Origin of the sequence: Streptomyces solincola, from assembly GCF_002982015.1 — a bacterium.
Lineage (GTDB): Bacteria > Actinomycetota > Actinomycetes > Streptomycetales > Streptomycetaceae > Streptomyces > Streptomyces solincola.
In genome coordinates, this window is the sequence record NZ_PVLV01000443.1 from 1 (window position 1) to 5,643 (window position 5,643).

6 protein-coding genes are annotated in these 5,643 nt (G+C 76.5%); 3 read left to right on the plus strand and 3 right to left on the minus strand.

Annotated elements, in window-relative coordinates; genetic code table 11:
* A partial coding sequence (locus tag C6N75_RS24130; RefSeq protein ID WP_105871006.1) for a purine-cytosine permease family protein occupies positions 1-1,332 on the minus strand: 1,332 nt, incomplete at its 3' end.
* A gap of 162 nt (positions 1,333-1,494) precedes the next feature.
* Here C6N75_RS24130 and C6N75_RS24135 point away from each other — a divergent pair.
* Together C6N75_RS24135 and C6N75_RS24140 are read left to right on the plus strand one after the other, a co-directional pair.
* Positions 1,495-2,052 (plus strand): TetR family transcriptional regulator C-terminal domain-containing protein, encoded by a 558-nt coding sequence (locus tag C6N75_RS24135; RefSeq protein WP_105871011.1) that lies wholly within the window; start codon positions 1,495-1,497, stop codon positions 2,050-2,052.
* An 85-nt stretch (positions 2,053-2,137) separates the two neighbouring features.
* Complete coding sequence (locus C6N75_RS24140) at positions 2,138-2,800, plus strand: class I SAM-dependent methyltransferase (RefSeq protein WP_105871007.1); 663 nt, start codon at positions 2,138-2,140, stop codon at positions 2,798-2,800.
* On the opposite strand, the gene C6N75_RS24145 is transcribed toward C6N75_RS24140, so the two are convergent.
* Positions 2,797-3,576, minus strand: coding sequence for an ABC transporter permease (locus C6N75_RS24145; protein ID WP_105871008.1), 780 nt, complete (start codon positions 3,574-3,576; stop codon positions 2,797-2,799). The two genes, C6N75_RS24140 and C6N75_RS24145, sit on opposite strands and share 4 nt — an antisense overlap.
* 79 nt (positions 3,577-3,655) lie before the next feature.
* Between C6N75_RS24145 and cobF the strand changes: the two genes are divergently transcribed.
* On the plus strand, positions 3,656-4,444 hold the full coding sequence (cobF, locus tag C6N75_RS24150; RefSeq protein WP_105871009.1) for a precorrin-6A synthase (deacetylating): 789 nt from the start codon (positions 3,656-3,658) through the stop codon (positions 4,442-4,444).
* A 76-nt stretch (positions 4,445-4,520) separates the two neighbouring features.
* Here cobF and C6N75_RS24155 read toward each other — a convergent pair.
* A partial coding sequence (locus C6N75_RS24155; protein ID WP_219852907.1) for a hypothetical protein occupies positions 4,521-5,643 on the minus strand: 1,123 nt, incomplete at its 5' end.

Below are 5,643 nucleotides of genomic sequence, written 5' to 3' on the forward strand. Positions count from 1 at the left end.
GAGGTCGGCGCCGCCGAGCGGGGCGACCAGCGGACCGGTCCACAGCTCGGAGTCGCAGGTCAGCGCGGCGAACGCCATGCCGGTCAGCAGGGCGGCGATGCCGGGCGGGTGGAAACCGGCCCGGTAGTGGTAGGCGCCGGTGCCGCGGAGGTGCAGGGCGGCGGCGTCGTAGCGGCAGCGGCGCAGCAGCATGTCGGCGAGGAAGACGCCGCCCCAGGGGGCGAAAACGATGATCAGCAGGGAGAGGAAGCCGAGCAGCGAGCTGGTGAAGTCGGCGTAGAACAGCGCGCCGAGGGAGCCGAGCGCGGTGACCGCGGCGCTGATGCCGATGGCCCGGGCGCGGCTCCAGGGGACGCCGAGCACCTGGAGGTTGAGGCTGGAGGAGTAGAGGGTGAGGATCGAGTTGGTGACCGATCCGAGCAGCACCAGTACCAGGAACACCGGCTGGAACCAGCCCGGCAGCAGCCCTTCGGCGCCGGCGACCGGGTCGGTCATGTCGGTCTGGGTGGCGGCGGCGACGCCGGCCACGCCGAGGGCGACCGAGGAGACGAACCCGCCCAGCGCCCCGTACCAGGTCAGCGAGCGCAGCGGGGTGTCGCGGGGCAGGTAGCGGGTGTAGTCGGCGGGCATCGGCAGGTACGAGAAGGGGCCGGCCAGCATGACGACGAGGGCCAGGCTCCAGCCCGCGGCGCCGGGCGCGGCGGCCGGGTCGGGCGCCCGGTCGGCGCCGGGCAGCAGCAGGACCAGCAGGACGGCGAAGCCGGCGGCCAGCACATAGGCGAGCCAGCGTTCGGCGAGGTGCACGGTGGCGTGGCCCCACATGGCGACGGCGAAGGTCAGGGCGAGGGCGACCAGCAGCGCGAGCGCGCGGGCCGGTTCGCCGTGCCAGCCGGCGTCGGCGAGCAGGGCCTCCAGGGCGAGGGTGCCGACGACCGTGTTGACGATGGTGTAGCCGATGCTGACGACCCAGTTGAGGGCGCCGGCGGGCAGGTTGCCGCGCAGGCCGAAGGCGGCCCGGGAGATCACCAGGGTGGCGGTGCCGGTGCGGCTGCCGCTGAGTCCGGCCGCGCTGATGACGGCGAAGGACAGGCCGCTGGCCACCACGACGGCGGTGGCCTGCCAGAAGGAGAGGCCGAAGGCGACGGCGAGGGCGCCGTTGATCACGTAGGTGAAGGTGAGGTTGGAGCCGAACCAGAGCCAGAACAGGTCCCGGGGGCCGCCGTGGCGCTCCTCGTCGGGTATCGGGTCGATGCCGTGGGTCTCGACCCGGAAGACCTCGTCCCCGGTGACGCCGGTGCGGATGCCTCCCGGGTCGGGCGGATGGGACGCCATGAGGCACCCCCCTTTCTTGAATGCTGTTCAAGAAACTAGAACGGCATTCAAGATGTACGCTCGGATCCGGATACGTCAAGACCCCCCGGCCTACCGGTCCGGAAACGGCGAAGGAGACCATCGGTGGCACGCCGGCGCGACGGACGGGTGACCCAGGAGCGGATGCTGGAGGAGGCGATGACGGTCATCGCCGAGAGCGGCCTGGCCTCGCTCACCATGTCCGCGCTGGCCGACCGCCTGGGCACCAGCGGGGGCCACATCCTGTACTACTTCGGCACCAAGGACCGGCTGCTGCTGGAGGCGCTGCGCTGGAGCGAGGCGGCGCTGACCGGCGAGCGGCGCGCCCTGCTGGGCCGCCGGGTGACCGCAGAGCGCAAGCTCGACCAGTTCCTGGAGCTGTACCTGCCCAACGGCTCGCGCGACCCGCGCTGGACGCTGTGGATCGAGCTGTGGGCCCGCACCCCCGGCAACGAGCCGCTGCGCCGGGCCCAGCAGGAGCTGGACCGCGGCTGGCAGGCGGACCTGGAGGAGCTGCTCGCCCAGGGCGTGCGGCGCGCGCGCTTCGCGGCCGGGCTCGACGTGCCGGGCCGGGCCGGCGAACTCATCGCGCTGCTCGACGGGTTGAGCATCCCGGTGGTGCTCGGCCAGCCCGGCGCCGACCGGACCCGCGCGCTCACCTCGGCCCGCTCGGCGACGCACCGGCTGATCGAGCGGGCCTGAGCGCACCGGGTGGCGGCCCCGCGCGGGTGACGGTCCGGGGCTCGCGTGCGAGGATGCCCGACACCGGCGGCACCGAGGAGGCGGCATGAGCGACCCGAAGGAACCGGACGGGCGGGAACCCAGCGCCGCGGCTGGGGTGTTCGACGCCCTGGGGGCCGCCTACGAGGAGGCGTTCGCGCACTCGGCGGCGCACCGGGCGTCGCTGGAGTGGCTGCTGGGCCGGCTGGAGCCCGGGAGCCGGGTGCTGGACGCCGGCAGCGGCACCGGCCGGCCCACCGCCGCCGCGCTGAGCGCCGCCGGCCACCGGGTCACCGGCGTGGACGTCTCACCGGTCATGGTGGCACTGGCCCGCGAGCGGGTGCCCGAGGCGGAATTCCACTGCGCCGACCTGCGCGAACTGCCGCTCGAGGAAGAGTCGTTCGACGCCCTGTGCGTCTACTTCACGCTGCTGACCATGAGCCGGCGGGACCAGGCGGCGGGCCTGCGGAGGCTGGTGCGGGCGGTGCGGCCGGGCGGCGCCGTCGCGGTGGCCACCGTGGCGGCCGACGTGGAGGACGTGCCGTTCGTCTTCCTGGGGCAGCCGGTCCGGGCCACCAGCTTCCCCGCCGACCGCTTCACCGAAGTGCTCGCCGAGGCGGGCGTACGGGTGCTGGCGCGGCGGGAGGCGCTGTTCACCCCCGACCACCCGGGCGCCCAGCCGGAACCGCAGCTCTTCGTGCACGGCGTACGGGAGGACGAGGCCCGCTAGCCGGCCGGGGCGTCCGCCAGGCGTCCCCGGGCGACGAGTTCGAGCGTGACGGCCACCGCGGCGGACTGCACCGCCAGCAGGGCGACCAGCACGAACAACTGCACCGCGCCCGCCTGGAGCGGGCTCGCCCCGCCGAGCAGCATCCCGACGAACGCCCCGGGCAGCGTGACCAGCCCGACCGTGCGGGTCTGGTCCAGGCCCGGCAGCAGCGCGTCGGACGCCGCCGGACGGGCGATCTCCATCCGGGCCTCGCGCTCCGCCAGCCCGAGCGCGAGACCGGCCTCCACCTCGCCGTGGCGCTGCCCCAGCTCGGCCAGGCCGCGCCGGCCGGCCAGCACGGTGGCGGTCAGCGCGCCGCCGACGAGGATGCCGGCCACCGGGATCAGCGTGATGCCCCGGTAGGGCACCAGGCCGGTCAGCAGCAGGAGCAGCACCACCGGCACGACGCCGGCCGCCAGCGGCAGCGCCGCCCACGGCCAGGCCGGTCCTGCGGTGATCCGGCGGCCGGCGGTGCGCACCGCAACCCCGTACATCAGCAGCAGGAACAGCGGCAGCGCCCAGCCGGAGCGGACCACCCAGCCGATGGCCAGCGACACCGCGGCCAACTGGGCGGCCGCGCGCAGTCCGGCCCGCAGCACCTGGGGGGCGCGGCGGGTGCGGGCGTCCGGGGAGAGCCCGGCCAGCGCCACGATCGCCACGGCGGCCGCGAGGAGGAGGGCGAGGACCCAGCCGAGGGTCGGGGTCACCGGCAGCAGCGCGTCCGAGGCCAGGGGCATGGAGGCCAGCCTAGGGCGCGTCCGCCCCGCGGCTCGGGCCCGCGACCGAACCGGAGCCGGGCGGGGCAGACTGGGGCGCATGAGTACGGACCCACGACGCGTCCTGGTCATCGGCATCGGCGCCGGCGACCCGGACCACCTCACCCTGGCGGCGGTCAAGGCGATGCGCCGCGCCTCGGTCTTCTTCGTCCTCGGCAAGGGCGAGGAGAAGTCCTCGCTGACCGACCTGCGCCGGCGGATGCTCGACGAGCACGCCTCGCCCGGATACCGGCTGGTGGAGGCGGAGGACCCCTGGCGCGACCGGGAGCGCGGCGACCGCGCCGGGTACGCGGCGGCCGTCCACGACTGGCGCAGCCGGCGCGCCGACGTCTGCGAACGGCTGATCCGCGAGGAGCTGCCGCCCGGCGCCACCGGAGCGTTCCTGGTCTGGGGCGATCCGGCGCTGTACGACAGCACGCTCGCCGTCCTGGACGAGATCGCGGGCCGCGGGTCGGTGGCCCTGGAGGTCGAGGTGGTCCCGGGGGTGAGCAGCGTCTCGGCGCTGGCGGCGCGGCACCGCATCACGCTCAACCGGGTGGGCCGCCCGGTCCGCCTCACCCCCGCCCGCCGGCTCGCCGAGGAGGGGCCCGGCGAGGACGCGGACGTGGTGGTGATGCTGGACGCGCGGGAGGGCTTCACCCGGTACGCGGACCGGGACGACGTGCACATCTACTGGGGGGCCTATGTCGGCACCCCGGACGAGATCCTGGTCTCCGGTCCGCTGCGCGAGGTGGCCGGCCGGATCGCTTCGCTGCGCGCCGAGGCGCGGGCTCGGCACGGCTGGATCATGGACACCTATCTGCTGCGGTTCGGCGAGCAGGCCGACTAGGGTCGGCGGAGCCGGGGGAGCGTCGCGAGCCCGGCACGATCCGAACGAGAGCCCCTGGCGGCCGGCCCCCGGCGGCTCACACCTCGTCCGCGCCCGGCACCCCCTCGCGTACCGCCAGGGCGTGCGCCAGGAAGTAGGCGCCCCACACCGACTCCACGGACCGCTCCACGCCCGGCCGGACCGGGTAGCGGGCGCCGGTCAGCGCGCCGTCCGGCGTCAGGTGGCCGGTCACGAGCCGGTGCAGCAGGCGGTCGGCCGCCGCCGCCCGGCCGGGGTGGCCGGCGGCGGCCAGCTTCAGCAGGGCGAGCGCGGTGATCGCGTCGGCGGAGGTGTCCGCCGACGGCAAGGCGGCGGCCTGGTCGGCCATCCGCAGGGCGGCGCGGGCGCAGTCGCCGGCGAGGCGGGCCGTCCGCTCGTCGTCGGCCGGCAGATGGGCGGCGCACTCGGCCAGCCCGAGCAGCGCCCAGGCGAACGGCCGGCCGGCGGTGACCGGCGGCCCCTCCGGCGCCGGGCCGCCGGGCCCGCCCAGGGCGAGCCCGGGGTGGACGGCCGTGCGGCCGCCGGGCGCCCCGGTGAGCGCGCTCTCCAGCGCGGTGCGGGCCAACGCGGCGGCCGCCCGGTGCGCCTCGCGGCGGTGGGCCCCGCCGGGGCGGCAGAGCAGTCGGACCAGCGGCGCCCAGCAGTCCACCTCGGCGCGCCGCCGGCCGCCGGGGCCGGCGCCCCAGGCGGTGCCCACCGGGATCAGCCCGGAGGCCGGCTCCCGGGTGTCCAGCAGCAGCCCGGTGGCCGCGTCGCGCGAGGCGGCGTCCCCCGGCGCGCCGTACCAGAAGGTCATGGCACGGGTGACCGTGTCGTCGTGCAACCGGTCCCGCAGCCGCCGCTCGCTCTCCTCGGCGGCCCGCCGGGGCAGATGGCCGGTCAGGGCGGCCAGGCGCACCAGACCGGACCGGAAGCCCGGCGTCCAGGAGCCGCGCCGGGACCACACCCACCCGGCGCCCTGCCCACCTCTCGGGCCGTCCTCGCCGCCTCCCGGGCCGTCCTCGCGGTAGAGCGGGTAGCGGACCGGGTCGAGCGCGTACAGCTCGGCGGTCCGGCGCAGCAGCGCCGCCAGCGCGGCGCGCCGCTGCCGCGTGCCGAGCACCGGGCCGGCGGTCGGGTCCGGGGCGGGGGCGGTGTCCATGGCGTCTCCGGGGCAGGGG